Origin of the sequence: Nesterenkonia marinintestina (assembly GCF_025420485.1) — a bacterium.
Classification (GTDB): domain Bacteria; phylum Actinomycetota; class Actinomycetes; order Actinomycetales; family Micrococcaceae; genus Nesterenkonia; species Nesterenkonia marinintestina.
Map to the genome: position 1 here is coordinate 57,054 of NZ_JAOEFD010000009.1, position 25,975 is coordinate 83,028.

26 protein-coding genes are annotated in these 25,975 nt (G+C 69.0%); 22 read left to right on the forward strand and 4 right to left on the reverse strand.

Going from position 1 to position 25,975, the window contains the following annotated elements; genetic code table 11:
- On the forward strand, positions 1-1,587 hold the full coding sequence (locus N7E59_RS08425) for a sensor histidine kinase (RefSeq protein ID WP_261624483.1): 1,587 nt from the start codon (positions 1-3) through the stop codon (positions 1,585-1,587).
- 19 nt (positions 1,588-1,606) lie between these two features.
- Here N7E59_RS08425 and N7E59_RS08430 read toward each other — a convergent pair whose 3' ends face one another.
- The gene (locus tag N7E59_RS08430; RefSeq protein WP_261624484.1) at positions 1,607-1,855 is read right to left on the reverse strand and encodes a WhiB family transcriptional regulator; all 249 of its coding nucleotides are present in this window, start codon (positions 1,853-1,855) and stop codon (positions 1,607-1,609) included.
- Positions 1,856-2,229: 374 nt separating this feature from the next.
- On the opposite strand from N7E59_RS08430, the gene N7E59_RS08435 reads away from it, so the two are divergent.
- A complete protein-coding gene (locus N7E59_RS08435; RefSeq protein ID WP_261624485.1) occupies positions 2,230-2,706 on the forward strand; it encodes a hypothetical protein in 477 nt (158 codons plus the stop codon).
- 20 nt (positions 2,707-2,726) lie between these two features.
- On the opposite strand, the gene N7E59_RS08440 is transcribed toward N7E59_RS08435, so the two are convergent.
- On the reverse strand, positions 2,727-3,158 hold the full coding sequence (locus tag N7E59_RS08440; RefSeq protein WP_261624486.1) for a DUF1844 domain-containing protein: 432 nt from the start codon (positions 3,156-3,158) through the stop codon (positions 2,727-2,729).
- A gap of 174 nt (positions 3,159-3,332) precedes the next feature.
- On the opposite strand from N7E59_RS08440, the gene infC reads away from it, so the two are divergent.
- The 8 genes from infC to N7E59_RS08480 all read left to right on the forward strand — a co-directional run bounded on the left by infC (position 3,333) and on the right by N7E59_RS08480 (position 8,967).
- The gene (gene infC / locus N7E59_RS08445; RefSeq protein WP_261624540.1) at positions 3,333-4,019 is read left to right on the forward strand and encodes a translation initiation factor IF-3; all 687 of its coding nucleotides are present in this window, start codon (positions 3,333-3,335) and stop codon (positions 4,017-4,019) included.
- Between the two features lie 321 nt (positions 4,020-4,340).
- The gene (rpmI, locus tag N7E59_RS08450) at positions 4,341-4,535 is read left to right on the forward strand and encodes a 50S ribosomal protein L35 (RefSeq protein ID WP_261624487.1); all 195 of its coding nucleotides are present in this window, start codon (positions 4,341-4,343) and stop codon (positions 4,533-4,535) included.
- An 88-nt stretch (positions 4,536-4,623) separates the two neighbouring features.
- The gene (gene rplT, locus N7E59_RS08455) at positions 4,624-5,010 is read left to right on the forward strand and encodes a 50S ribosomal protein L20 (RefSeq protein ID WP_261624488.1); all 387 of its coding nucleotides are present in this window, start codon (positions 4,624-4,626) and stop codon (positions 5,008-5,010) included.
- A 37-nt stretch (positions 5,011-5,047) separates the two neighbouring features.
- Positions 5,048-6,001, forward strand: a complete 954-nt coding sequence (locus tag N7E59_RS08460) for a TrmH family RNA methyltransferase (RefSeq protein WP_261624489.1) — start codon at positions 5,048-5,050, stop codon at positions 5,999-6,001.
- On the forward strand, positions 5,998-6,303 hold the full coding sequence (locus N7E59_RS08465; protein ID WP_261624490.1) for an RNHCP domain-containing protein: 306 nt from the start codon (positions 5,998-6,000) through the stop codon (positions 6,301-6,303). Before N7E59_RS08460 ends, N7E59_RS08465 begins: the two co-directional genes overlap by 4 nt.
- A 178-nt stretch (positions 6,304-6,481) precedes the next feature.
- A complete protein-coding gene (locus N7E59_RS08470) occupies positions 6,482-7,306 on the forward strand; it encodes a hypothetical protein (protein ID WP_261624491.1) in 825 nt (274 codons plus the stop codon).
- Between the two features lie 42 nt (positions 7,307-7,348).
- Positions 7,349-8,533, forward strand: a complete 1,185-nt coding sequence (locus N7E59_RS08475) for an amidohydrolase (RefSeq protein WP_261624492.1) — start codon at positions 7,349-7,351, stop codon at positions 8,531-8,533.
- Positions 8,534-8,622: 89 nt separating this feature from the next.
- The gene (locus tag N7E59_RS08480; protein ID WP_261624493.1) at positions 8,623-8,967 is read left to right on the forward strand and encodes an acylphosphatase; all 345 of its coding nucleotides are present in this window, start codon (positions 8,623-8,625) and stop codon (positions 8,965-8,967) included.
- Here N7E59_RS08480 and N7E59_RS08485 read toward each other — a convergent pair.
- The gene (locus N7E59_RS08485) at positions 8,951-11,041 is read right to left on the reverse strand and encodes a S9 family peptidase (protein ID WP_261624494.1); all 2,091 of its coding nucleotides are present in this window, start codon (positions 11,039-11,041) and stop codon (positions 8,951-8,953) included. The two genes, N7E59_RS08480 and N7E59_RS08485, sit on opposite strands and share 17 nt — an antisense overlap.
- Before the next feature lie 126 nt (positions 11,042-11,167).
- Between N7E59_RS08485 and N7E59_RS08490 the strand changes: the two genes are divergently transcribed.
- Together N7E59_RS08490 and N7E59_RS08495 are read left to right on the forward strand one after the other, a co-directional pair.
- Positions 11,168-11,773 carry a DNA-3-methyladenine glycosylase I gene (locus N7E59_RS08490; protein ID WP_261624495.1) on the forward strand — a complete coding sequence of 202 codons (606 nt, stop codon included), beginning with the start codon at positions 11,168-11,170 and terminating at the stop codon, positions 11,771-11,773.
- 309 nt (positions 11,774-12,082) lie between these two features.
- Positions 12,083-12,931, forward strand: a complete 849-nt coding sequence (locus N7E59_RS08495; RefSeq protein ID WP_261624496.1) for an endonuclease domain-containing protein — start codon at positions 12,083-12,085, stop codon at positions 12,929-12,931.
- Between the two features lie 156 nt (positions 12,932-13,087).
- Here the strand turns inward: N7E59_RS08495 and N7E59_RS08500 are convergent, their stop codons facing one another.
- Complete coding sequence (locus tag N7E59_RS08500) at positions 13,088-13,648, reverse strand: hypothetical protein (RefSeq protein WP_261624497.1); 561 nt, start codon at positions 13,646-13,648, stop codon at positions 13,088-13,090.
- 115 nt (positions 13,649-13,763) lie between these two features.
- Here N7E59_RS08500 and N7E59_RS08505 point away from each other — a divergent pair, with 115 nt between their 5' ends.
- From N7E59_RS08505 to N7E59_RS08550, 10 genes are all read left to right on the forward strand, one after another.
- Positions 13,764-14,822 (forward strand): superoxide dismutase family protein, encoded by a 1,059-nt coding sequence (locus N7E59_RS08505; protein ID WP_261624498.1) that lies wholly within the window; start codon positions 13,764-13,766, stop codon positions 14,820-14,822.
- A 209-nt stretch (positions 14,823-15,031) separates the two neighbouring features.
- Positions 15,032-18,010, forward strand: coding sequence for a DUF4040 family protein (locus N7E59_RS08510; RefSeq protein ID WP_261624499.1), 2,979 nt, complete (start codon positions 15,032-15,034; stop codon positions 18,008-18,010).
- Entirely contained in the window at positions 18,007-18,474 is a 468-nt protein-coding gene (locus N7E59_RS08515; protein ID WP_261624500.1) for a sodium:proton antiporter, read from the forward strand. The genes N7E59_RS08510 and N7E59_RS08515 overlap by 4 nt, the downstream gene beginning before the upstream one ends.
- Positions 18,471-20,087, forward strand: a complete 1,617-nt coding sequence (locus tag N7E59_RS08520) for a monovalent cation/H+ antiporter subunit D family protein (RefSeq protein WP_261624501.1) — start codon at positions 18,471-18,473, stop codon at positions 20,085-20,087. The genes N7E59_RS08515 and N7E59_RS08520 overlap by 4 nt, the downstream gene beginning before the upstream one ends.
- A complete protein-coding gene (locus N7E59_RS08525) occupies positions 20,084-20,509 on the forward strand; it encodes a Na+/H+ antiporter subunit E (RefSeq protein WP_261624502.1) in 426 nt (141 codons plus the stop codon). Before N7E59_RS08520 ends, N7E59_RS08525 begins: the two co-directional genes overlap by 4 nt.
- Entirely contained in the window at positions 20,506-20,772 is a 267-nt protein-coding gene (locus N7E59_RS08530) for a monovalent cation/H+ antiporter complex subunit F (protein WP_261624503.1), read from the forward strand. The genes N7E59_RS08525 and N7E59_RS08530 overlap by 4 nt, the downstream gene beginning before the upstream one ends.
- Positions 20,769-21,134, forward strand: a complete 366-nt coding sequence (mnhG, locus tag N7E59_RS08535) for a monovalent cation/H(+) antiporter subunit G (protein ID WP_261624504.1) — start codon at positions 20,769-20,771, stop codon at positions 21,132-21,134. Before N7E59_RS08530 ends, mnhG begins: the two co-directional genes overlap by 4 nt.
- A 29-nt stretch (positions 21,135-21,163) precedes the next feature.
- Entirely contained in the window at positions 21,164-22,429 is a 1,266-nt protein-coding gene (locus tag N7E59_RS08540) for a YihY/virulence factor BrkB family protein (RefSeq protein WP_261624505.1), read from the forward strand.
- A gap of 92 nt (positions 22,430-22,521) precedes the next feature.
- On the forward strand, positions 22,522-24,195 hold the full coding sequence (locus N7E59_RS08545; protein ID WP_261624506.1) for a peptide ABC transporter substrate-binding protein: 1,674 nt from the start codon (positions 22,522-22,524) through the stop codon (positions 24,193-24,195).
- 132 nt (positions 24,196-24,327) lie between these two features.
- Positions 24,328-25,929, forward strand: a complete 1,602-nt coding sequence (locus N7E59_RS08550) for a peptide ABC transporter substrate-binding protein (RefSeq protein WP_261624507.1) — start codon at positions 24,328-24,330, stop codon at positions 25,927-25,929.
- Positions 25,930-25,975 lie beyond the last annotated feature (46 nt).

The window sequence follows — 25,975 nt, forward strand, 5'->3', positions numbered from 1 at the left end:
ATGGCGATCGACGACGGGCCGCTCGCCGACCATCCCCATCTGCACGCCTCGGATCTGGAGTGGCTGCGGGCGCTGGTCGCCGACTGGCAGATGGTGGCCGACCTCGCGTTCTCGGACCTGGTGCTGTGGTTCCCGCACACCGATGACGGCTTCGTGTCCCCCGAAGGGCGGTCCTTCCGCGCCCTGGCCCAGGCGCGTCCGTCGACGACGCAGACCGTGGTGCATCGTGACGTCGTGGGGGACAGGATCCGTGCGGACCTGCGGCCCATGGTGGAGCGGGCCTGGCGCTATCAGGTGGAGACCCACTCCTCCGACGAGGGCCGTCCGGCTCCGGCGAGGCTGCGGGTGCGGGCGATGCCCCTGACGCGCGGCGGCCGGACCCTGGGCGTCATGACGCTGCACTACTCGGTCATCGCCCTGCGTGCCCCCTCCCGGCTGGAGCTGGTGTATCAGCAGTGCGCGGAGGATCTGCTGGCCATGGCCGCCTCGGGCCGGTGGCCCGACGTCGACCAGGAGTTCACCGGGTACGGGGGTGCGCCGCGGGTGGGCGACGGGCTGCTGCGCCTGGACGTGGAGGGCACGGTGGACTTCGCCAGCCCCAATGCGACCTCGGCGCTGTCCCGCCTGGGAGTGTCCGAGGCGCTGGAGGGTCGGTCGCTGGCCGGGATCTGTGCCGAGCTGCGCCGTGCGGTGGGCGGGATGGTCGATGAGTCCGAGCCCCTGGCGCTGACCGGGCGCCGGGCGATGCGCACCGAAGTGGAGGCCCACGGTGCGACCGTCGCCCTGCGATCGCTGCCGCTGTACCGCGGGCGTGAGCGGTTCGGCGCGATCGTGCTGTGCCGGGACATCACCGAGCTGCGTCGTCGGGACAAGCAGCTGATGAGCAAGGACGCCACGATCAAGGAGATCCACCACCGGGTCAAGAACAACCTGCAGACGGTCTCCGCCCTGCTGCGCATGCAGTCTCGACGGATGGAGTCCGAGGACGGGCGCAGCGGACTGGCGCGGGCGATGCGCCGGGTGGAGACGATCGCGATCGTGCATGATTCGCTGTCGAAGGGCCTGGAGGACAGCGTCGACGTCGACGAGCTGATGGGCCGGCAGCTGCGCCTGGCCGCCGAGATGGCGGAGTCGGGGCATCGGGCGCGCACGGTGCTCGACGGATCCTTCGGCCACCTCCCTCCCGACATGGTGACCCCGCTGGCGCTGGTGATCACCGAGGTGGTGGCCAATGCGGTCGAGCACGGCTTCGGCGACGATCCGCACCGCGCGGAGATCGAGGTGGTGATGAGGGTGCGCCGTCGCACCGACGCCGCGGGCCGTCAGAGCCTGGAGCTGGAGATCGTCGACGACGGCGTCGGAGTCCCCGAGGGGGAGTGGACTCCGGGGCTCGGACTGCAGATCGTGCGCACCCTGGTGCGCGGCGAACTGTCCGGGACCATCGAGTGGACGGCGCCGGTCACCGGGGACGCCTCGGGGGCTGCGGAGGCGGCTGCGGTGGCGGCTGCGGGAACCTCCGGACAGACGACGGAGAGGACCGGTACGCGCGTGCTGCTGCGCGCTCCGATCCTCTCCGTGCAGAGCTGAAGGTCTGAGGTGAGTCGCCTCAGGAGGCCCGGCGCGCCCGGGCGGCGCGACGCTTGAGGGCGCGGCGCTCGTCCTCGCTCATCCCGCCCCAGACTCCGGCGTCCTGGCCGGTCTCCATGGCCCACTGCAGGCAGGTGTCCATCACCGGGCACCGGCGGCAGACGCTCTTGGCCTCTTCGATCTGAAGAAGGGCGGGGCCGGTGTTGCCGACCGGGAAGAAGAGCTCGGGGTCCTTGTCCAGGCATGCTGCGCGGCTGCGCCAGTCCATCGTGATCACTACTCCTCGTGCTGTTCGAGCACCGGTGCCGTCGGGGGCCGCATCCGGCGTCGGTGGGCATGTCGTCCCGCGACCGGTCCGGGATGATGCGGTCAGGGGCGTCGTGTCCGGGCCCCGACAGGGCCGGTCACGGATCTCGGACGATCCGTCCGGCTGTGTGCGGGTGGGGAGGGGTCAGGACGCACCTGTCTTGCTGTTCACTCAAGCGTGTCACGTGAACAGTGGGCGAACAAGGGGTGTTCGTCACAGCTCGTCGCCCAGACCTGTGGCGTTGATCACCTGTGTGGGCCGCTTCCGGCGTCACCGGGGTCCGCCGGCCCGGCGCGACGACGGTCGTGTGGTCGGACGGGTGGTTGAATGGGGCCATGGCAACCGGCTCCGGGGAGGATCTCACCCCAGACTTCAACAGGCCTCAGCAGCCCCGCCGCTTCACGCAGGCCCGACCGCGCCCCGTCGCCGTCTGGGTGCTCTTCCTGATCCTGTTCGTCCAGGGCGTCGCGGTCCTGTGGACGACGGTCGGCTCCGTCGTCGCCGGGGAGGCCGAGGTGCTCGACGCCGTCGGTCAGATCATGCTGATCGGGCTCTACGTCGCCGTCGGGATCCTGCTGATCGTCCTCGGCTTCCGCCTGTTCCTGGGCCATCCCGGTGCGCGTACCCCCACCGTGCTCGCGCAGTTCATGATCGTCGTGCTGTCCTTCAGCTTCTTCGCCGGAGGGGCGCCGCTGGTCGGCATGCTGTTCCTGGTCCCGGCCGCGACGGCGCTGCTGCTGGCCTTCATCCGCCCCACTCAGAAGTGGTTGGACCAGGACTCCGGCCTGCCCGAGGACTCCGCGGGAGCCTGACCCGGGCAGGGCCGAGCGGCTCAGCTGACGGGGCCGGTCCACTTCTCGCCCGGGCCCCTGCCGGGAGCATCGGGGACCGACGAGGCCTCCCGGAAGGCGAGCTGCAGGGAGCGGAGCCCGTCCCGCAGGGGAGCGGCATGGGTCCCGCCCACCTCGGGGGCGGCCGCGGTCACCAGTCCGGCCAGAGCGGTGATGAGCTTCCGCGCCTCGTCGAGGTCCTGGAGCTCATCGGCCCGCTCGTCGTCGGCCAGTCCGGTCTTCACCGCGGCGGCGCTCATCAGGTGCACGCAGACGGTGTTGATCAGCTCCACCGCCGGGACTTCGGCGATGTCGCGAGACTGCTGGTCCACGGCCTCCCGCACCTGGTCCTGCCGGGCCTCGTCGGCGTCTGCACCGACAGTGCCGGCGGGCTCCCGGGCCGCTTCGGGGCGGCTGTTCTGCTGACTCTCCATGCTGGTAAGCTTGTCACAGTCCCTGTCCAGCGTGTGCAGTGAGTCGCCGCAAGTCGGCATGCCTCCGCCCGGATCTCTCGTCCGAGGTGCGGAGGGGCTCCCGGCCAGAGCGCCCGGCACCCGGACGGCAGACGCATCACTCGTCATATCCACTCATTCACAGGAGTCAGCAAGATCAGCGAACCACGCATCAATGAACGGATCCGAGTCCCGGAGGTCCGACTGGTCGGCCCGCAGGGCGAGCAGGTCGGCATCGTGCGAGTCGAGGACGCCATGCGGCTCGCGGCAGAGGCGGATCTGGACCTCGTGGAGGTGGCGCCGAGGGCCAAGCCTCCGGTCTGCAAGCTGATGGACTTCGGCAAGTGGAAGTATGAGGCGGCGGTCAAGGCCCGCGAGTCGCGGAAGAACCAGACGACCACCACCCTCAAGGAAGTCCGCTTCCGACTGAAGATCGACGACCACGACTATGAGACCAAGGTCGGTCACGCCCGGCGCTTCCTGGCGGCCGGCGACAAGGTCAAGTCCATGATCCAGTTCCGCGGCCGTGAGCAGCAGCGCCCGGAGATGGGCGTGAGGCTGCTGCAGCGCTTCGCGGCCGACGTCGAGGACCTGGGCTCGGTCGAATCCGCTCCGCGCCAGGACGGCCGTCACATGGTCATGGTCGTCGGCCCGCTGAAGACCAAGGCCGAGGCCAAGAAGGAGGAGGCTGCGCAGGCCTCCGAGGAGAAGGACGAGCGGAAGAGCCAGGGTTCCCGCCGCCAGCGGAAGAACCAGGAGCAGAAGCCGCAGGTCTCCACCGAGAAGAAGCCGCTGTCGAACTCGATGGCGGACTACCTTCCGGACGAGCTCAAGAACCTCTGAGCACCGCCCGGCTCCCCATCCTGCGCCCGATGGCGTAGGATGGGTCGTCGGGTTCGAGGCGGATCCGCGCCCCCGGGCTGAGACGACGACGTCGTCGCGTCCCAAACAGGGGCGCCCAGGGATCCGCCTCACCCGTACAAGGGGGCCGCAGTCCGGCACCGCAGCATCGTCGCCGTGCGACGGAGCCGCCGGTCGACGGGCTGATCGGCCCCACCTCTGCGCCGCCGCGCAGGACCACGTGGGTCGGCTCCGAGCCGGTCCCCCGGGTCCGCCGCGCACAGGTGCTGCAGGTCCGCACGAAAGACAAGGGAGAACGGCACCATGCCGAAGATGAAGACCCACAGCGGGGCCAAGAAGCGGTTCAAGCTGACCGGCTCCGGCAAGATCAAGCGCCAGCAGGCCAACCGCCGGCACTACCTGGAGCACAAGTCTTCGCGCCTGACGCGCCGTCTGGCCGGTGACCGCATCGTCACCAAGGCCGACGAGCACCGCATCAGGCGGATGCTGGGCATCTGATCACCCTTCGGGGGACCGATGCGCCGACGGCGCCCGCCGTCGTCGGCCGAGCGACAGACGAAGACTTCGAGACTCGAGGAGATCGCACATGGCACGTGTGAAGAGGGCGATGAACGCCCACAAGAAGCGCCGGGTGGTCCTGTCCCGCGCGTCGGGCTACCGCGGACAGCGCTCGCGCCTGTACCGCAAGGCCAAGGAGCAGCTGCTCCACTCGTACACCTACAACTACCAGCACCGCCGCAAGCGCAAGGGCGACTTCCGTCGCCTGTGGATCCAGCGCATCAATGCCGCCGCGCGCGCCCACGGCATGACCTACAACCGCTTCATCCAGGGCCTGAAGGCCGCTGAGGTCGAGGTGGACCGTCGCATGCTGGCCGAGCTGGCCGTCTCCGACGCCGAGGCCTTCAAGGCCCTCGTCGAGCAGGCCCGTGCTGCTCTGCCGCAGGACGTCAACGCTCCGAAGTCCGCAGCCTGAGCCGGTTCCGGCTTCGACACCACGGACTGACCGCGCGATGACGGTCGCAGAACGCCCCGCCGAGAGGCTGACCAACCCCCGGGCCGACCGGGTCAGGAAGGTCGCCTCCCTGGCGGGGCGTTCTGCGCGTCAGCGCACCGGTCTCTTCCTCGTCGAGGGACCTCAGGCCGTCCGAGAGGCCCTGCTGGCCTGGTTGGCGGAGCACGAGAGTCCCGGCGACGACGCCTCCGCCCACGGCGCTCGGTTCCGAGCGTCCCAGCTCGACGCGGTCTACTTCGACGACGACGTCCTCTCCCGCCACGCGGACGTGGCCGCGCTCGTCGAACGGCTGCGCACGGTCCTCTTCGACCCCGCCCGGGAGCTCGCGCGGGAGGACCGGATCTTCCTGCGAGAAGCCTCGGGTGAGGTCATCGCCGCGATGTGCGACGCCGTCGCTCCGCAGGGGATCGTCGCGGTGTGCCGCATCCCCGGTCGGGGTCGCGGCACGGGGTTCGACGTTCAGGGGCTGCGCCTGGGAGCGGCGCTGTGCCGCCTGCAGGATCCGGGGAACGTCGGCACCGTGATCCGGACCGCCGATGCCGCCGGGGCCGACGTCGTGCTGCTGAGCGAGGGGACTGTGGACGTCTTCAGCCCCAAGGTCGTCCGCTCCGCCGCCGGCTCGCACTTCCACCTGCCGCTGGTCCCGGCCGCCGCGCTGACCGAGCAGGTCTCGGAGCTCCGCGCAGCCGGAGTGCAGGTCCTCGCCGCCGCGGGGGAGGGGCCGACCTCCCTGACCGACGGCGGACTGCGGCTCGGGGCGCCGACCCTCTGGCTCTTCGGCAACGAGGGTGCCGGCCTCTCCGCCGAGGAGCAGGAGCTGGCCGACGATCGGGTCTCCATACCGCTCTACGGACGTGCGGAGTCCCTGAACGTGGCCACCGCCGCCACCGTATGCCTGTACGCCTCCGCGATGGCGCAGAACGCCGAGCCCTCCGACGGCGACGCCGCATGAGCCGCTCCGCCGAGAACACGGGCTTCACCTGCCTCAGCTGCGGGACCGAGGTCCGCGCCCAGTCCGGAGGCAGCTATCGGAACCACTGCCCCGTGTGCCTGCACTCCTGCCACGTGGATATGACGCCGGGGGACCGGGCCGCCGGCTGCGGTGCCGTCATGGCCCCGGTGGCGGTGGACCATTCGGGGAAGAAGGGCTTCGTCCTGGTCCACCGCTGCACCGCCTGCGGGAGCGAGGACCGGAACCGGCTGGCCCCCGACGACGACATGGACGCCGTCATCGCCCTCCAGCGCCCCCGCTGAGCCCGGGACCGCTCAGTCGGCGGGAGTGAAGCCGGTGCTGACGTCGAACTCTGGTGTGCATTCGATCCGGAGTCTCGCGAGACGACCTTGTCAGGCCCTGTAGCCTGAAGAGTGTCGACAGCTCAGCGATGTCGCCGAAAGGTCTCGGCGGCGCAGAGGGAGGATGACACCGACCGACGTGGCACAGTACGGCATAGGCCTGACGCGGTACTCTCAGCGAGACCTGGTGGTGGGGACCTTCGGCGGAGCGTCCCTTCTGAGCCTGGGCTTCGCCGGAATCGCACTTGTCGATCCCACGCCGCCTGATGTCACGGCAGGGACGGCGGCGTTCTCGCTGCTGGTGCCGTTCGGAGTGATGTGCACCGTGCTCGGATACAGGCGAGGCATGGCCAGAGGTGGGTTCCGATCCGCAGGTTCGACCGCCGCACTCATCGTCGTGTCCGTCAGTGTCGCCGGCATCCTGATTTCCGCGCTCGATCGCCTTCCTTGGGAGGCCGAGGGGGTAGGCGCGTGGCTCGCCGTCGCCGCCGTCTGGTGTCTGTCGGCAGTCGGCGCGGGCCTGCTGTGGAGGCCGACATCGACCCAAGACCGACGCGAGGAGAACTCAGCGCTCGATGACGACGATTGGACGGCTGCGTTCCGGGCAGAACTCAGGCTGCGCAACGACATGACTCGGCGGGACGTCGACGAGCGAATCGGCGACGCGCATGACTCAGTGCGGGGCACTGGTGAGAGGCTCGCTGAACGGCTAGGTCCGCCGGCGGCGTACGCCACCACGTTCACGCCCCGGCACCAGGTGCTGGCACGTCGGGGACTCGTGCTGCACCTGACCCTCGTCGTGCTGGCATCAGTGGCGTTGTGGACGCGGCTCACGGAGTCCGGCGGAGAGTTCACGTTCTCTGTGTGGATCACACTGCTGTGGGTGGCGGCCGCCGTCGGACTCGTCGCCGTCACCGTTCCTCATGCTCTGGCGCGATCCGCCCGAGAGTCCTCCCGGCGCTGATCCCGGCACACAATCCTCCTATGGGGACGATAGGGTGTGAACATGGTTGCTCCGAGGAACTGTGCTTTCACCAATGCCCACATCGTCCCGATCTCCGGTCAGCCCTTCGACGGGACCCTGGTCGTCACCGACGGCGAGATCGCCGCGCTCGGCCCCGACGTCGACGTGCCGGAAGGACATGACGTCGTCGACGCCGAGGGCCGCTGGCTGCTCCCCGGATTCGTCGACGCCCATGTGCACCTCGGAGTCCACGAGGAAGGCGACGGCTGGGCCGGCGACGACACCAATGAGACCACCGATCCCGTCACCGCGGCGGTCCGCGCGATCGACGCCATCAACCCCGCCGACTCCGGATTCGACGACGCACTGGCCGGCGGCATCACCAGCGTCAACGTCAACCCCGGATCGGCCAACCCCATCGGCGGCCTGACCGCGGCGATCAAGACCCACGGGCGCATGGTCGACGAGATGGTCATGCGCGCGCCGTCGGGGCTCAAAGCCGCCCTCGGGGAGAACCCGAAGCGCGTCCACGGCAACCACAACCGGACGCCGAACACCCGGCTCGGTGTGGCCCTGACGATCCGCAAGGCGTTCGCCGCCGCACAGAAGTGGAAGTCCAAGCCCGAGGAGGACCGCGATGCGGACCTGGTCTCCGAGGCCCTCGCCAAGGTCCTGGACCGTGAGATCCCGTGGCGTCAGCACTGCCACCGCGCCGACGACATCGCCACGGCCATGCGGCTGGCCGAGGAGTTCGGCTACGACCTGGTCCTCGACCACGGCACCGAGGCGTACAAGCTCGCCGACGTCGTGGCCGAACGCGGCATCCCGGTGCTGTGCGGGCCGCTGATCGTCTCCCGGGTCAAGGTCGAGGTCCGTCACCGCACGGCCGAGGCTCCGGGGATCCTGTCCGCGGCCGGAGCCAAGGTCTCGCTGATCACCGATCACCCTGTGGTGCCGATCGACTTCCTGATCCACCAGGCGGCACTCTCCGTGCGCGAGGGGATGGACCCGGAGGAGGCGCTGCGGTCGATCACCATCAACCCCGCCGAGGTCCTGGGTCTGGCCGACCGCATCGGATCCCTGGAGGTCGGCAAGGACGCCGACGTCGTCCTGTGGTCCGGGGACCCGCTGGACACCCGCAACCGGGTCCTGCGCACCCTGATCCGCGGCCGCGAGGTCTACACCTACGACGAGGCCTCCCGCCGGGGGATCGTCGCCGACCGGTGAGGCCCCGCAGGCCGGCGAGCCGAGGTCCGGCTCGCCGGCCTCCGGCTCTGCCCCTGGTCAGGCGTGCCGCGCTCTGGTGAACTGTGGATATGACTTCGTCGACATCGGACCCCTCCGCAGCCCGCTCATCCTCCGACGCCCGGCTCCTGCGCATCAGCGGCCGCGTCCAGGGAGTCACCTATCGCGCCTCGGCTGCGCGGAAGGCCGGGAAGCTCGGCATCTCCGGCTGGGTGCGCAACACCGACGACGGCGACGTCGAGGCCCTCGCGGTCGGGGACCCCGAGTCGGTGGAGGAGTTCGTCTCCTGGTGCGGCAGGGGACCGCGGGGCGCCCGGGTCGACGCCGTCGACGAGCAGGAGCCGACCGCGGCCCAGCTCGCCGAACTCGGCGCCGAGTCCGCGGACGACTCGGCCGGGTTCAGCGTCCGTCGCTGAGACCCAGCTCCTCGGGAAGCGGGCGCTCCGCCCCGCGGACGTGCTCGGCGAGGAAGCTCCAGACCACCTCGTACCAGATCCTGGCGTTCTGCGGCGAGAGGATCCAGTGGTTCTCGTCCGGGAAGTACAGGTACCGGTGGTCGGTGCGGCCCTCCTCGTCCATCGGCAGCCCCGACCGGTGGAGCAGGTCGTTCCACAGCCGATTGCCCTCGTTGATGGGCACCCGATAGTCCTTGTCCCCGTGGATGACGAGCATCGGGGTGCGGATGTCTCCGACGTACCGGTGCGGGGAGTTCTCCAGGGCCGTCTCCTCGTCGAACTGTCGCCACCAGAAGAACGGGGCGTCGGTGCTGCCGGAGAAGTTGTCCAGCGCCCAGAGCGAGGCGTGTGTGACGACGGCGTCGAAACGGTCGGTGTGGCCGGCGATCCAGTTGGCCATGTAGCCGCCGAACGACCCGCCCATCGCCGCCGTGCGGGAGCCGTCGACGTCGTCGCGGGCCTCAGCGGCGTCGGTGATCGCCATCAGGTCGGTGTAGGGCTTCGCCCCCCAGGAGCTCCAGCCGCGCTGGACGAAGTCCTGACCGTAGCCGGTGGACAGCGCCGGGTCCGGCAGCAGGACTGCGTACCCCTGGGCGACCATCAGCCAGGGGTTCCACCGCCAGGACCAGGCGTTCCAGGAGTTGAGCGGTCCTCCGTGGATCCACAGCAGCAGGGGTGCCGGCTCGGACTCGGCTCCTTCGGGCAGGGCCAGCCACGACCGGATCCGGACGTCGTCGTCGGCCAGGGTCTCGATCTCGGTGAGCCGTCCGGGCAGGGCGGGTCGCTCCACGGGGTTCGGAAGGCGCGTGACCTCGCCCGAGGCGACGTCGACGCGCACGACCTCGCTCGGATACTCGTAGCTGCTGCGCACGGCGAAGACGGCTGAGCCGTCCGGAGACGCTTTGGCCTCGGAGTATGCGGCGTCGTCGTCGGTGAGCTGCTCGACCACACCGGACTGGGCGTCGATCAGGAACAGCGGACCGCGGCCGTCCTGATCCGCCTGAGCCACGACGCGGCGCCCGTCGGCCGTCCAGTCGAGAGGGGTGAACCACAGCTCCGAGGACGTGCTGATCGGGTGCAGGTCCCCGGAGGTGAGGTCGAGCACCTCGAGCACCGGCCGCGGGGCCAGTTCCGGGGTGCCGCGGCGGCCGCGCACGACGGCGGCCCGACGGCCGTCGCCGCTGATCGGCCCCAGCGACCACATGCTGTCGCCGTCGTCGATGACGGTGATCCCGCCGGAGCCGAGGTCGACCGTCGCCAGGGCCCAGCGCTGGTCGGCCTTCGCCTCGCGGACGGTGACGGTGATCAGGGCCGTGGACCCGTCCGGACTCAGGCGGGCGTCGCCGCCGAACTCGTAGGTCGAGTCCTGGGTGAGCGGCCGCAGGGACCCGGAGTCGGAGGAGAGGTGCATCAGTTGGGGGCGCGCGGGACCGAGGTCGTGGTCCCAGAAGCGGATGGAGGCGGTGTCGTGGAGGATGCCGCTGACCTTCCGGGCCTTCCGGTCCCGATGCAGGCGCCCATGATGGGCGGCATCCCGGGCGCCGGGCATCATGGCGGCAGTCGCCAACACGGTCTCGGATCCGGCCGAGGCGATCGCCGCCGTGACGCCGCCGGGCCACACAGCCATGCGCTGCGCCTCTCCTGTGGCCGGCAGTCGCCACAGGGCGACCTCGCCGGAGGCGTCGTCGGAACCTCCGCCTCCGGACGATGAGCCCTCGGACTCGGCCTCGGAGGACGAGGGAGTCTCGGCCGGGTCGCCCGGGCGCTTGGACAGGAACCAGAGCGCGCCGTCCCCGGAGAACACGGCACCGGACTCCCCGTCCGTGCTGCGCGTGAGCTGCCGGGCGGGACGCTCGCCGGCGGGGTCCACGTCCCACAGGTGGGAGGTGTAGGCGGTGGCGTCGGCGTTCGGCGTCGAGACCTGGGTGATCAGGCGTGATCCGTCGGGGCTCATCGACAGTCCGGAGATCCGGGGGCAGGTGATGTACCGGCCGATGTCTGTCAGGGTGCGGTCCTCTGGTGTGTTCTGCGTCATAGGACCTGTCTACCACCGCAGGCGCTGCTTTCGTTGCTGAGTACAACGGAATTCGCGCAGCGCGTACGCGTGTGACCACGGTAGAAGCACGGACGTGCGCGGACCCGAGCCGGCTAGTGTGGTCGCATGGCTCACGCGCACGACGGCACCGTCATGGGGGAGGACGGGCTCGCGCGCACCCCGTGGGCGTACGGAAGCGAGATGATGCTCCGGTACTACGACCAGGAGTGGGGTCTGCCGGTCACCGACGAGCGTGGACTGTTCGAGCGCCTCACCCTGGAGGGGTTCCAGTCGGGTCTGTCCTGGGCGACCATCCTCGCCAAGCGGGAGAACTTCCGTGCGGCGTTCGTCGGGTTCGACGTCGATGCGGTGGCCGCCTTCGACGACGCCGACGTCGAGCGTCTCCTCGGTGACGCGGGCATCATCCGACATCGTGGGAAGATCACTGCCGCGATCGGCAACGCCCGGGCGACGAAGGATCTGCGGGCCCGTGGAGGGCTCGCAGATCTGATCTGGTCCCACCGTCCCGAGGACACACCCCGACCGCGCACGGTGGACGAGGTGCCGACCCGATCGGCCGAGTCGGAGGCGCTCGCGGCGAGTCTGCGCCGGGAGGGGTTCCGCTTCGTCGGACCCACCACCGCCTATGCGCTCATGGAGGCGGTGGGCATGGTCGACACCCACCTGATGGCCTCACACCGCCGCGGAGCCTCCGGCCTGTGGCCCGACTGACCCTGCTCCTCCCACCCACTTTCATCGGTTGGGCGCTCCGCGTCGCTCAGCGGCGGGACTTCGGCATCTGAGCGACGCGGAGCGCCCAACCGATGGACGGGGAGAGTCGCGGCCGAGGCGTCGGGCTGTGGAGAACTCCCGAAGCCTGTGGATGACGTCAGCGCCAGATCCTGTGGTCGCGAGAGCATCCTCTCTATGACCGGAAGCTCTCCAGCACCCCTTCCTGCTGACCTGAGGCCCCGAGTCCTCACGCCGGACCTGCTCCGGCAGAGAGGTCGCAGCCCGGAACGCCTGAGGCGGTGGGACGTCGTGCCGATCGCTCGAGGCATCCACCTCCACGACAGCGTCGAGGGGGTCGGGGGAGTCCACCTGGACGATCCGTTCGGGGTGTCGTACCGGCGTCGTGCCGTGGCCCTGGCCCAGGAGATCCCCGACGGCTGGCTCTCGGACGTCACCGCCGCGCGACTGAGGGGATGGCGCCTGCCGTCACGCCTCGATCGGGACGACCGGGTGCACCTGACCCAGCCTGCGGGGACGACTCGTCGGATCCGGCGTCCGGGGCTCTCCGGCCATCGCCGCAAGGTGCATCCTGACGACCTCGTCGACGTCGAGGGCGTCACCGCCACGTCGGCGTCGCGGACGTGGTTGGACCTGGCGGGCGTCCTGACGGAGGCCGAGCTCGTCATCCTCGGGGACGAATTGGTGCGTCACCCCTATCCGCAGTTCGAACGGCGGACGGAGCCCTTCGCCACGACGCGGGCGCTCGGCGTCGTCGTGGAGCGGACACGCGGGGTGCCGGGGCGTCGCCGCGCTCAGCGGGCACTGACACGAGTACGGGTCGGCGCGGATTCGCCGCAGGAGACGCGGCTGCGGCTGGCGTTGGTCGATGCGGGCCTGCCGGAGCCGGCTCTGCAGGTGGCCGCGGTGTCCGAGGACCCGCGCTGCCCCCGCGCGGACATGGGCTACCGCGCGCTCCGGATCGTGATCCAGTACGAAGGATCTGCGCACTTCTCGGCCGAGCGGGCGCGGCAGGACCAGCGACGCGACAACGTGTTCCTCGCCGCCGGCTGGACGGTGGTCCGAGTGAACGTGGAGGACCACCGGGACGGTTTCCGCACCGTGGTCGAGCAGATCCGCAGGCTCATGGGCCGCGCCTGACGCGGACGGAGCACCTCAGGCATCGTCGCGTCGCCGCTCTCCCCATCGGTTGGGCGTTCCGCGTCGCTCAGCGGCGGGATTTCGGCATCTGAGCGACGCGGAACGCCCAACCGATGGATCGACGGGGGAGTGAGGGAGGGGAGGGAGCGCTCGGGCTCAGCTGTGGGTGGGGCTCTCGCCCCTGTGCCATGGGCCGGCCTGCGGCAGCCACAGCAGCAGGACCATCGCGCCGGCGATCAGCAGATCCCACCGGAATCCGAGGCCGATGACCGAGGGGTAGAGCCAGTCGCGCATCACGGCTTCGGCGCCGGCCAGCACCAGCACGCCGGTGAGCAGGGTGCGCACCCAGGCGATCTGCTCCGGAAGCTTCAGCACCAGCACGATCTGCAGCAGGCTCAGCGCCATGGAGAACATGAGCGCCGCCAGGCTGATCGTCGCGGCGATGAGTCCGCCGGTCCGAGCGATCGACTGCAGTCCGGTCAGGTAGATCAGGAACGTCGGCAGCAGGAACAGCACCGTCACCGCGGTGATCGCCATCAGACCGTAGTAAGCGGCCCGGGCGACCGCGGAGAGGTGACCGACCGACAGCAGGGACGACGAGGACCGCTGCGGGATGAAGTCGGCGATCTCTGTGGGCCACGGCTTCACCGAGCGCCGACGGGCGGCCGGGCGGTAGACCGAGCGGCGGGCGGAGGAGGTGGAGGCGTGTCCGTTCATAGCTTCTCCATCATACGTCCGGATCCCCGCGGTGACACGGGTCTGAGGGGCAGATCTCATCCGCGTCCCACCTGTGGTCACGCGCGGCCTGCCGCCGCAGAAGTATCGTGTTCCCATGACCATGCGACCCAGCCGCCCGCACGCCCGACCGATCGTCGCCTCCGCCTTCGCACTGACGCTGATGCTGAGTGCCTGCGGGGGCGACGGCGACGGGCCGAACGAGGTCGAGGACGGGGCCGACGACGAGGCGCAGGCCGCCGACGGGGAAGACGGGGGCGACGGCGACGACTCCCCGTCCGGAGAGGTGTTCGCCGTCGCCGAGCTCACCGATGCGGCGGACAACGACGTCGGAACCGTCGAGTTCTCCGACGTCGACGGCGGCGTGCGGGTCGAGGTGGACGTCGAGAGCTTCGAAGCCGGGTTCCGGGGCCTGGCCGTCCATGAGGAGCCGGTCTGCGAGGCCCAGTCCGAGGACGACGACGGCGTCGTCGGCGACTTCATGTCCGCCGGGGGACACTTGGAGGGTGAGTCCGAGGACTCCGGCCTCGCCGAGGGCGAGGAGTCGCCCGAATCCACCGCCGACGAGACTGACGCGGAAGAGACGGACGCCGAGGAGCAGGGCGAGGGCGAGGAGGAGGACACCGCCGGACAGGCGGGACGGTTCGCCCCGGTGCAGCCCTCGCAGGAACCGCAGGCCCCGGCGCCCGAGCAGCAGCCGGCCCAGCCCCAGGCCCCGGCTCAGCCTGCTCAGCCGGAGCCTGAACCGGCACCCGAACCCGAGCCGGCACCCGAACCGGAGCCTGAGCCTGAGCCCGAGCCGGACCCCGAGCCCGCGACTGAGGAGGCCGACGACGACGGCGTCTCCCACCCCGACCATGCGGGCGACCTGCCGAACATCCTCATCACCGAGGAGGGCACCGGGACGCTCACCGTGGTGACCGACCGGTTCACCCGTGACGACGTCGAAGAGGGAGTCTCGGTCATCGTCTCCGCAGGTCCGGACAACCACGGCGGGATCCCCGAGCGGTACGCGCCGCAGGGCCCCGACGCCGAGACGCTGGCCGACGGCGACGCCGGAGAGCGCAGCGCCTGCGGCGTGGTCGACCCCGACGACGCCGAAGATGCCGGGGACGCCGACGATGACGAGGACGCCGACGGCGCCGAAGGGGACTGACGTGTCGGCTTTGGAGCGGATGTGATCTGCGCGATATAGTCACTTGCGGTGTGCCGGGAAGTCTGGTCGGCGACCCCGAGCGCGTCACGCGTTCGGGCGACGCACCGCGACCGCACCGACCCGCACCCTGAAGGAGGCCACATGCGCCGCATCCGCAGCGCCGATCTCCGGAGCTCCGGACGTGGCCTCGTCCGCGGAGAGGCCCGCCCGTGACGCTCATCGTCCTCCTCTTCCTGACCCTCGTCCTGGCACCGATCGCCGCAGCCGTCCACGCCATGCTGGGTCGGGACACCGGCTGGGTCGCCGCCGGGGCGCTGACGCTGCTGGGGGTCACCACGCTGCCGTGGATCGCCCCGGTCGTCGCCGGCGGCACCAAGTCGGAGCACCTGCCGTGGATCCCGACCGCCGACGTGGGCCTGTCGCTCCGGCTCGACGGTCTGGGCATGGTCTTCCTCCTGCTGGTGCTGTTCATCGGGGCCCTGGTGATGGCATACAGCGCCCGGTACTTCGGTCCCGAGAAGCGCACCGGGGACTACTACGTCTGGATGCTGCTGTTCGTCTTCGCGATGTCGGGGATGGTCCTCGCCGACGACCTCATCCTGCTGTTCGTCTTCTGGGAGTTCACGACCCTGTGCTCCTTCTTCCTCATCAACCGTTCGGGGGACAAGGCCGCGGCCCCGGCCCAGCGGACGCTGCTGCTGACCATGGCCGGCGGCCTGGGTCTGCTCACGGCTGTGCTGATGATCATGGTGCGGACCGGCACCACCAGCCTCCATGAGGCGCTGGGCCATGAGGTCTGGCAGACCGACGGCGGCTTCACCGCAGTCATCGCGGTCCTGATCATCTTCGCCGCGTTCACCAAGTCCGCCCAGTTCCCCTTCCACCTGTGGCTGCCCGACGCGATGGTCGCCCCCGCGCCGGTCTCGGCGTACCTCCACGCCGCGGCGATGGTGAAGGCCGGGATCTACCTGCTGCTGCGCTTCGCCCCCGCCTTCGAGGACACTGCGGTCTGGCACCTGCTGCTGATCGCGGGAGGACTCACCACCGCGCTCATGGGCGCGCTCTTCGCCCTGCAGCGCCACGACATCAAAGAGATCATGGCGTACTCCACGGTCTCGCAGCTGGGCTTCCTCGTCGCCGTGATCGGGGTGGGCACCCCCACCGCGCTGGCCGCGGCGACCATCCACGTCATCGGACACGCGCTGTTCAAGTCCTCGCTGTTCATGATGGTCGGCATCATCGAGCACGAGTCCGGCTCACGGGACATCCGCGTGCTGCGCGGACTGTCCAGGACGATGCGCGTGTCCCTGGTGATCACCCTCCTCGGCTCGCTGTCGATGGCCGGAGTCCCTCCGCTGCTGGGATTCGTCTCCAAGGAGAACCTGCTCGCCGGCTTCCTCTCCGCGCAGAGTCCGGTGCTCGCCTGGACGCTGGCCGCCCTGGCTGTGGTGGCGGCGGTGGGCACCTTCGCCTACTGCGGCCGCATCGTGCTGGGCTCCTTCACCGACTACACCGGAGCCGGGCGCCGCGACGAACGACCGGAACCGATGCCGGCGGATCAGGCGCACGAGGCGTCGGCCACGTTCTGGATGCCGGCGATGCTCCCGGCTGCGGCGGGCCTGGTGCTCGGGTTCGTCCCGGGCGTCTTCGACGGGCTGGTCACCGCCACCGTCTCAGCCTCCTCCACCACCGAGTACGACGCCCACTTCGCCCTGTGGCACGGGCTCACCGCGGATCTGGCCCTCTCGGCGGTCATCGTCGTCCTCGGCACCGCGGCGGTGCTGGGACGCGCGAGGGTCGACGACGTCGTCCCGCGCACGATCCTGCCGTTCACCGGTGTGGGCGTCGTCGAGGGGATGCGCAGCGGTGCCATCGACTTCGGGCGGCGCGTCGGCGACCTGACCCGCACCGATACGCACGGCCTGCACCTGGGGCTGCCCGGTGCGATGCTCGCCGTGCTCTGCGTGGCCGGGCTCGTCGCAGCCCCTCATGTGGGAGAGCTGGACCCCGGCAACACCCGAGGGACCGACTGGGTGCTCAACGGGATCATGTTCCTCTTCCTGCTCGGAGCGGTCCTCACGCTCAGCCGGACTGCCGCGGTGGTCCTGGCCGGCGGCGCCGGCTTCATGGTCGGCGCCTGGTACTTCCTGCTGGGCGCGGTCGACGTCGGGATGACCCAGCTGCTGGTCGAGATGCTGACCGTCGTGGTCCTGGTCCTGGTGCTGCGCAAGCTGCCCCGCCGCTTCCACCGGGTCTCGAAGACCCGGACCGTGGTCAGCGCGACGGTGGCGATCGGCTTCGGTGTGATGGCGTTCCTGGCGACCTTCGCCCTGATGGGCCGCCGCGGCCAGTCCGACGCCGCGCAGTGGTACCTGGAGCAGACCTACGACACCGTCGGCGCGGAGAACATCGTCAACTCGATCCTGGTCGACTTCCGAGCCCTGGACACCTTCGGCGAGCTGACCGTGCTGGGCGTGGCCGGATTCGCGATCCTCGCGCTGCTGAACTCTGCGTTCTCCACCTCCGACAACCAGCCGGTGTTCTCGAAGCTGTGGGAGGGCACGCCGATCGCCGATCCGCGGGAGAACACCGTGGCCATGCGGATGGTGTTCAACTGGGTCGCGCCGTTCATCGTCCTGCTCTCCCTGGTGCTGCTGGTCCGCGGTCACTACGAGTCGGGCGGCGGATTCATCTCCGCCCTGGTCGCCGGCGGCTTCTTCGCCCTGCGCTACCTGGTGGCCGACTCCGACGCCTCGGTGAAGCTGCGCTTCGACTACGCGCTGGTCATCGTGGGCGGCATCATGACCGGTGCGATCACCGGTCTGGTCGGCTACCTGGACGGTTCGTTCCTGCGGCCGATCATGGTCGACATCCCGCTGCCGTGGGGCGGGGAGTACGCATTCACCACTGCGCTGGTCTTCGACGTCGGCATCTACCTGGCCGTGATCGGCGCGGTCCTGGTGGCTCTGGACCGGCTCGGACAGGCCCAGCGCTACCCGGCCGAGCTGCTCAAGGCGCACCGGCGGCGCCACAGCGACGTCCCCGAGGGGATCACCGCCGCCGTGCCCAGCGGTCAGCGCCGGGATCCCGGTGACGTCCCCATCGGCATCGACTCTGCGATCTGGGGTCTCACGGAGCCGCCGGGACGGCCGGGGTCATCGAAACGAGACGAGGAGGTGGACCGATGAGCATCGCCGTCGCCGTCGGGCTGCTCACCGCAGCGTCGGTCTATCTGTTCATGCAGCGCGGGATGGTCCGCATCGTGCTGGGCTTCGTCCTGGTGTCCCACGCGGCCAACCTGATCATCTTCGCCGCCGGGAACCCGGCCTTCCGAGAGATCCCCTACGTGGGTGTGGCGGCGCCGGACGATCAGGCGGATCCCCTGCCGCAGGCGTTCGTGCTGACCGCCATCGTCATCGCCTTCTCCATCACCATGTTCATGGTCACTCTGGCCATCACCACCACGACCGACGACGACACTGAGACTGAGGAGGAGTCGCCGGTGAAGGTGCTGACCAGCTCGATGCCGACCGTCGCCGCGCCTCGGAGCACCAACGGCGACGCCGATGCCCCGGAGCCGCGCACCTCGCAGCTGCCGGCCCAACACTCCCGCGCCGAGGAGCGCCGCGACGGTGAGGGGGGACGGCCGTGATCGACACCCTCGCCGAGGTCCTCCCGCCGCTGATGCCGATGCTGGCAGGCGTCCCGCTGCTGACCGGGGCGCTGGCCGCGGCCTTCCGGAAGCGCCGCACGCTGCGCCACGTGATCAGTCTGGCGACCCTGACCGGGATCCTCGTCTTCTCCGTGCTGATGGTGGTGGTGACGGCCCAGGGGACGGTCCTCGCCCACCAGGTCGGCCTGTGGAACTACGGCATCGCGATCCCGTTCGTGGTGGACGCCATCGCCGCACTGGTGCTGATGATCATCTCGATCCTCGGGATCACCTCGGTCATGTTCGCCATGGGGACCCATGAGGCGCGCGCCCGCTTCTACCACCCCTTCGTGCTGATCCTCTTCGCCGGCGTCTCCGGGGCGCTGATGACCGGAGACATCTTCAACCTCTTCGTCTTCATCGAGGTCATGCTCCTGCCCTCCTACGGGCTGCTGGCCATGATGGGCGCGAAGCTCGGCGCCAACGGTGCGCGCATCTATGTGACGGTGAACCTGCTGGCCTCGACCATGCTGCTGGCGGGCATCGCACTGGTCTACGGCACGGCGGGCTCGGTGAACCTGGCCGAGCTCCACGGCGCGGCCGCCGAGGACCCGGCGGTGGCGATCGGAGGCGGGGTGATGCTGGTCGCCCTGTCGATCAAGGCCGCTGTCGTTCCGGTGCACGGATGGCTCACGCGCACCTACCCGATGACCTCGCCGGCGGTCACCGCCCTGTTCTCCGGGATCCACACCAAGGTGTCGATCTACGCGATCTATCGCATCTATTCAGTCCTCTTCGACGGCGACCCGACCTTCCTCTGGGTGGCGCTCGTGGTGACCTCCCTGACCATGGCCATCGGCGTCTTCGGAGCGATGGGGGAGAAGACGACGCGGTCGATCCTGGTGTTCCACATGATCAGTCAGATCGGCTACATCCTCATCGGAGCAGGCCTGTTCACGGTCTTCGGCCTCACCGCAGCGATCTTCTACCTGCTGCACCACATGATCGTGAAGGCCTCCCTGTTCCTGTCGACCGGCGCGATCGAGGAGACCTACGGCACCGGTGAGATCTCCAAGCTGGGCGGGATGCTCCGCCGGGAGCCGCTGGTCGCGGTCACCTTCATGGTCGCGGCGCTCTCGCTGGCCGGGCTGCCGCCGTTCTCCGGGTTCGTCGCGAAGTTCACCATCATCCAGGCCACGCTGCAGGAGAGCCACTACTGGGTGGCGATCGTCGCCGTCGTCGTCTCGGTGTTCACCCTCCTGTCCATGCTGAAGATCTGGACCGGGGTGTTCATGGGCCCGGAGCCGAAGAACCTCGAGGCCGACGCCCTGGAGTCGCAGGCACGCATGCACGGCAAGCGGTACCTGCGCGTCGAGGCGCAGGCTGAGACGCCGACGCTGAGCATCGGGCCGCCCACCGCGACGACGACGGCCGTGTGGGAAGGCCGTCAGGCGGTGAAGGTGCCGATCAAGCTGATCATCCCCGGGGCCATCCTCGCGGCGATCACCGTCTTCTTCGGCCTCGGCGCCGAGCTGCTGATGATGCTCTCGGAGACCGCGGCGGAACAGCTGATGGACCCGAGCGACTATGTGGAGGCGGTGAGCGGAGCATGAGCAGCTGGTTGAGCTGGCCGGTGCGCATCGTGAGCTTCCTGTTCTGGTACGCCAAGGAGTTCATCATGGCCAACGTCCACGTCACCCTGGACGTGCTGCGCCCCGCGTCCCGGATGAAGATGACTCCGGCGATCATCGCAGTGCCCGCGGCCTCCCGGTCGGACAGCGAGTGGACGCTGATCTCCTCGCTGATCACCCTGACCCCGGGGACCCTCACCATCACGATCTCTCGGAAGCACGGGATCCTCTACGTCCACGGGATGTTCGTGGAGGGCCGTGAGGAGCTGGTGGCTGAGATCCAGGAGATGGAGGACCGTCTGCTGCGGGCGATGCGCCGGGAGCCCGGAGATCTGAGTCGACCCGTGATGGCGCCGATCGTGGCGCCCGAAGGGGAATCCGGCGGAGGGGGTGGTCGTCGGTGATCCCCGTCCTGACGTTGGAGATCGCGATGATCGGCCTGGGTGTGGCGATGGCGATCGCCGGACTCCGCGGGCTGATGGGTCCGAGGACCACGGACCGTGCGGTCGCCTCGGACCTGATGTTCTTCTCCGTGATCGGCTTCATCACGCTGATCAGCCTGCGCATCGGAGCCGACGCGCTGTTCGACATCATCCTCATCGCGACGCTGCTGGGCTTCATGGCCGCCATCTCCATGGCACGACTCGGTTCAGGAGGTCAACGATGAACGACGTGTCGATGATCATCGGTGTCGGGGCGATCTTCCTGGGGATCTTCATCCTGCTCGTCTCCGCCGTGGGTCTCTTCAGGTTCCCGGACCTGTACCTGCGCGCCTCCGCGGTGGGGACCTCCGCCGGACTCGGCGTGGCGTGCATCGTGGTCGGAGCCCTGCTGATCGACTTCTCCTGGATGAATCTGATCAAGGCGCTGATCGCCGTGCTGGCACAGATGCTGGCCTCGGCGGTCGGGTCGATGGCGATCGCCCGGTCCGGGTACCAGAACAACTCGCTGCCGGCCGACATCACGTGGATCGACGATCTGCGGCTGACGCGACGTGACCTGCACGATCAGGGGGAGATCCCTCGTTGAAGGGGTGACGCTGGGCTACTGTGGTCTGCATGAACGACGAGCCCACGAAGCACCCGGACGAGGTGCGCGAGAACCCCTGGCAGGCGTCGGAGACCGACGAGGCGGCGCTGGCGCCGCATGAGATCGGAGACCGTCCGACCGAGGACGACGAGGCGGGAGTGCCGCAGCAGGGCCGGCTGACCCCGTCGGCCAGCGCGGCGGCGGACCAGCCGCACACGGTCAAGGCTCAGGAGCGGAACCACTTCGCCGAGTCGCGGCTCGCCGAGCGGACGGAGAAGCCCAAGACGCCGCTGAAGCTGACGAAGGCGTCGTGGGGCTACACCCTGAAGCGCACGGTGGCCGAGTTCGGCAAGGACCAGTGCACGGACCTTGCGGCGGCCCTGACCTACTACGCTGTCCTGGCGGTCTTCCCGGCGCTCATCGCGCTGGTCTCGATCCTGTCGCTGGTGGGCGAGGCGGAGAACGTGCAGGAGTTCTTCCTGGACACCCTCGACAACCTCCTCGACGAGGAGATGATCGAGGGCGCCCGTTCGGTGCTGGAGAACATCACCTCCGCAGGAGGCGCCGGCCTCGGTCTGGCCATCGGTATCCTCACCGCCCTGTGGACGGCGTCGAACTACGTCAACGCCTTCTCCCGGGCGATGAACCGCATCTTCGAGGTGCCCGAGGGTCGGTCCGCACTCAAGCTGCGTCCTCTGCTGTACCTGATCACCGTGGTGATCATCGTGCTCATCGCGGCCACAGGTCTGCTGCTGGTGACCTCCGGGCCGATCGCAGAGGCCGTCGGTGAGACCCTCGGCCTGGGCGACACGGTGCTGGCCGTCTGGCAGTACGCCGTCTACCCGATGATGCTGCTGACCGCGGTGATCGTCGTCGCGCTCCTCTACTACGGGACCCCGAACGTCCGTCAGCCGGGGGTCTCGTGGATCACCGTCGGTGCTGTGGTGACGATCGTCGTGGCTCTGCTGGCCACCGCCGGTCTGGGCTTCTACTTCAGCAACTTCGGCAACTACAACGCCACCTACGGGGCGCTCGCCGGCGTCATCATGGCGCTGTTCTGGCTCTACGTGATGAACGCCGTGCTGCTCTTCGGTGCGGAGCTGGACTCCGAGCTGGAGCGCAGCCGTCAGCTCCAGGCGGGCTTCCCCGCGGAGCGGACCATCCTGCTGCCGGTCCGCGACGACTCCGCCCTGGACAAGAAGGCGAAGGCCTATGAGGAGGTCGTACGTCGCGGCGAGGCCCTCCGCCTCAGCGGCGGGGAGTCCTCGGACCCCGACGACCTCTGGCGGCGCTGAGGACGGTGGCCGTGTCACGAAACGCGTCGGTAATGGGGGCTTGGATTATGCTGGATACATTCACTCCGGTGTAATGCAGGTCACATGCGGCGATGTCTCCGTCGATCTGCGGAGCACCGATCCGCACCGACCGGGAGGAACCCCTAGTGGCCCACCGCAAGCTTGCCGGTGCCGTCTCACTGACGGCCGCCGGCGCACTGATCCTATCCAGCTGCGCCCCCACCGACGACAACGGTGACGACGGAAACGGCGAAGCTGAGGCCGTCGAAGGCGGCGGCACCGTCTCGATCTACAACTGTGAACCCCAGGAGCTGACGCCGGGCAACTCCTCGGAGGTGTGTGGTTCGAAGATCCTGGAGCAGCTCTTCACCGGCCTGACGACCGTTGACTATGACACCAACGAGCCCGCCGCGGGCGTCGCCGAAGAGTGGGAGACCGACGACAACATCACGTGGACGTTCACGCTCGGGGAGGACTGGACGTTCCACAACGGCGACGAGCTCACCGCGCAGAACTTCGTCGACACCTGGAACTGGACGGTCGACCCCGACAATGCTCAGGGCGGCGCTGGATTCTTCGACAAGATCCAGGGCTACGACGAGGTCGTCGACGGCGACGCCGACGAGATGGAGGGTCTCACGGCGGTCGACGACCACACCCTCGAGGTCGAGCTGGACGAGCCGTTCTCGCCGTTCGCCACGATGGTGTCCTACACCGCGTTCTACCCCATGCCCGACGAGGCCTTCGACGACATCGACGCCTTCGAGTCGGCCCCTGTGGGCAACGGTCGGTATCAGATGGACGGCGAGTGGGAGCACGACGTCGCAGTGAACATGGACCGCTTCGAGGAGTGGGCCGGTGATGAGCCGGGCGAGCCGGAGCGCATCGAGTGGAGCATCTACTCGGACGTGGACACCGCCTACATGGATGTGCAGGCCGGCGACCTCGATGTCCTGGACAATGCGCCCCCCAACCGCTTCGAAAGCCTGGACTCCGACTTCGGCGACAACTGGGTGGCCTCCGAGACGTCCTCATTCACCTATCTCGGATTCCCGATGTATCAGGACGAGTTCGAAGACGTCGACGTGCGTCATGCGATCTCTAAGGCCATCGACCGTGAAGAGCTCATGGAGGTCATCTTCGACGACCGCAACACTGCGGCCTACAACATCATCCCGCCGACCCTGCCGCAGGGCCGTGAGGACGCCTGCGGTGAGAACTGCGAGTACGACCCGGACGCGGCCCGCGACATGTATGAGGACGCGGACGGCCCCTCCGAGCTCACCTTCTACTTCAACTCGGGGGCCGGACACGAGGAGTGGGTCGAGGCCATCGCCAATCAGCTGCAGGAGAACCTCGGGGTCGAGGACGTGAACTTCGAGTCCCTGGAGTTCGCGCAGTACCTCGACCTCCACGAGGAGGAGAACATCACGGGCCCCTACCGTCTGGGATGGGTGCTCTCCTACCCGAGCCCGCAGTACGCGATGGAGCCCATCTACACCACCGACGCCGACTCGAACTACTTCCAATACTCCTCGGACGAGTTCGACGGTCTGATCCAGGACGCGAACTCGGCGACGGAGGAGGACGAGGCCGACTCGCTCTACCAGGAGGCCGAGGATGTGCTCCTCGAAGACATGCCGGCGGTGCCGCTGTTCTTCCAGGACTTCAATACGGTGTACTCCGACAGGATCGACGGCGACTCGGTCACCGTCGACCCGCGCACCTTCCTGCGTGCCGAGCAGATCGTCGTCACCGAGGAGTGACGATGCCGACCGCCTGATCACGACGGCCGGGCCCAGATTCCTGAGGGGGAGGAGGGCCCGGCCGACGTGTATCGGAATCCCTACGAGACTCACCGCACGCTTCACAAGAGACTGAGGAGGTGGCACGACACCGTGTCACACAGGAACCGCTTCACCCTTCCCATGGCCTTCACCGCCGCATCCGCGCTGGTCCTCTCCGCCTGCGGCGGTGGGGATGACAGCCCCGCCGCCGACGAGGGCGGCTCCGAAGGCGGCAGCTTCACCGTCTGGAACTGTGAGCCGCAGTCCCTGACGCCCGGAGACTCCTCCGAGGTCTGCGGCGCCCGCGTGCTCGAGCAGGTCTTCACCGGACTGACCGAGATGGACTACGAGGAGATGGAGGCCATCCCCGGCGTGGCTGAAGACTGGGAGTCCGAGGACAACGTCTCCTGGACCTTCACCCTGGGGGAGGACTGGACCTTCCACAACGGTGACGAGGTCACCGCACAGTCCTTCGTCGACGCCTTCAACTACACGGTCGACCCGGACAATGCGCAGGCCAACGCCGAGTACTACGAGAACTTCGTCGGCTACGACGACGTCGTCGACGGAGAGACCGACGAGTTGGAGGGCGTGTCGGCTCCGGACGACTACACGCTCGAGATCGAGTTGGAGGAGCCCTTCGGCCAGCTGCCGAACATGCTCAGCCTCGTCGGCTTCTCGCCGCTGCCGGAGGTCGCCTTCGACGACATGGACGCCTTCGAGTCCTCGCCGATCGGCAACGGCCGCTATCAGATGGACGGCGACTGGGTGCACGACACCGAGATCCACGTCGAGCGGTACGACGACTGGCCTGGGGAGAACCCGGGCCTGGCCGACAACATCGAGTGGAAGATCTACTCCGACGTCTCCACCGCCTATATGGACGTCCAGGCCGGCGAGCTCGACATCCTGGAGGATGTGCCGCCGGAGAACATCGACACCATGGAGGGCGACTTCCCGGACACCCACGAGTTCTTCGAGACGGGGACCCTCACGTACCTCGGCTTCCCGACGTATCTCGACGACTTCGCCGAGGAGGACGTCCGGCACGCACTGTCCATGGCCATCGATCGCGAAGAGATCCTGGAGTCGATCTTCAGCGACACGATGACGCCGGCCCGCTCCTTCCTCCCGCCGGTCCTCGAAGAGGGCCGTGAGGATGCCTGCGGCGAGTACTGCGAGTTCGATCCCGACGCCGCTGCGGACCTCTATGAGGAGGCCGGCGGCCCGTCCGAGCTGACAGTGCTCTTCAACTCCGGCGCCGGGCACGACGAATGGGTGGAGGCCGTCACCAACCAGTGGCAGCAGCACCTCCCCGTGGACGACGTGAGCTTCGAGTCGATGGAGTTCGCCCAGTACCTGGACGACCTGGCTGAGCTCGACGCCGCCGGACCGTACCGCCTGGGTTGGACCCTGTCCTACCCGAGCGCCCAGGAGTCTCTGGAGCCGATGTACTCCTCGACCGCCTCGCGCAACTACACCGGCTACGGCACCGATGAGTTCGACGACCTCATGGCTGAGGCCAATGCTTCGGACCCGGAGGACGCGGTCACCGCCTACCAGGACGCCGAGGACGTGCTCATCGACGCCATGCCCTCGATCCCGCTCTGGTTCGAGGACCAGCGTGTGGTCCACAGCGACAGGGTCGACAACCTGGGCGTCACGCCGCGCGGCCTGCTTCAGGTCGAGCGGGTCGAAGTCACCGAGGACTGACGCCCGAGACACCAGTCACCATCACTCACCACCCGAACACACCTGA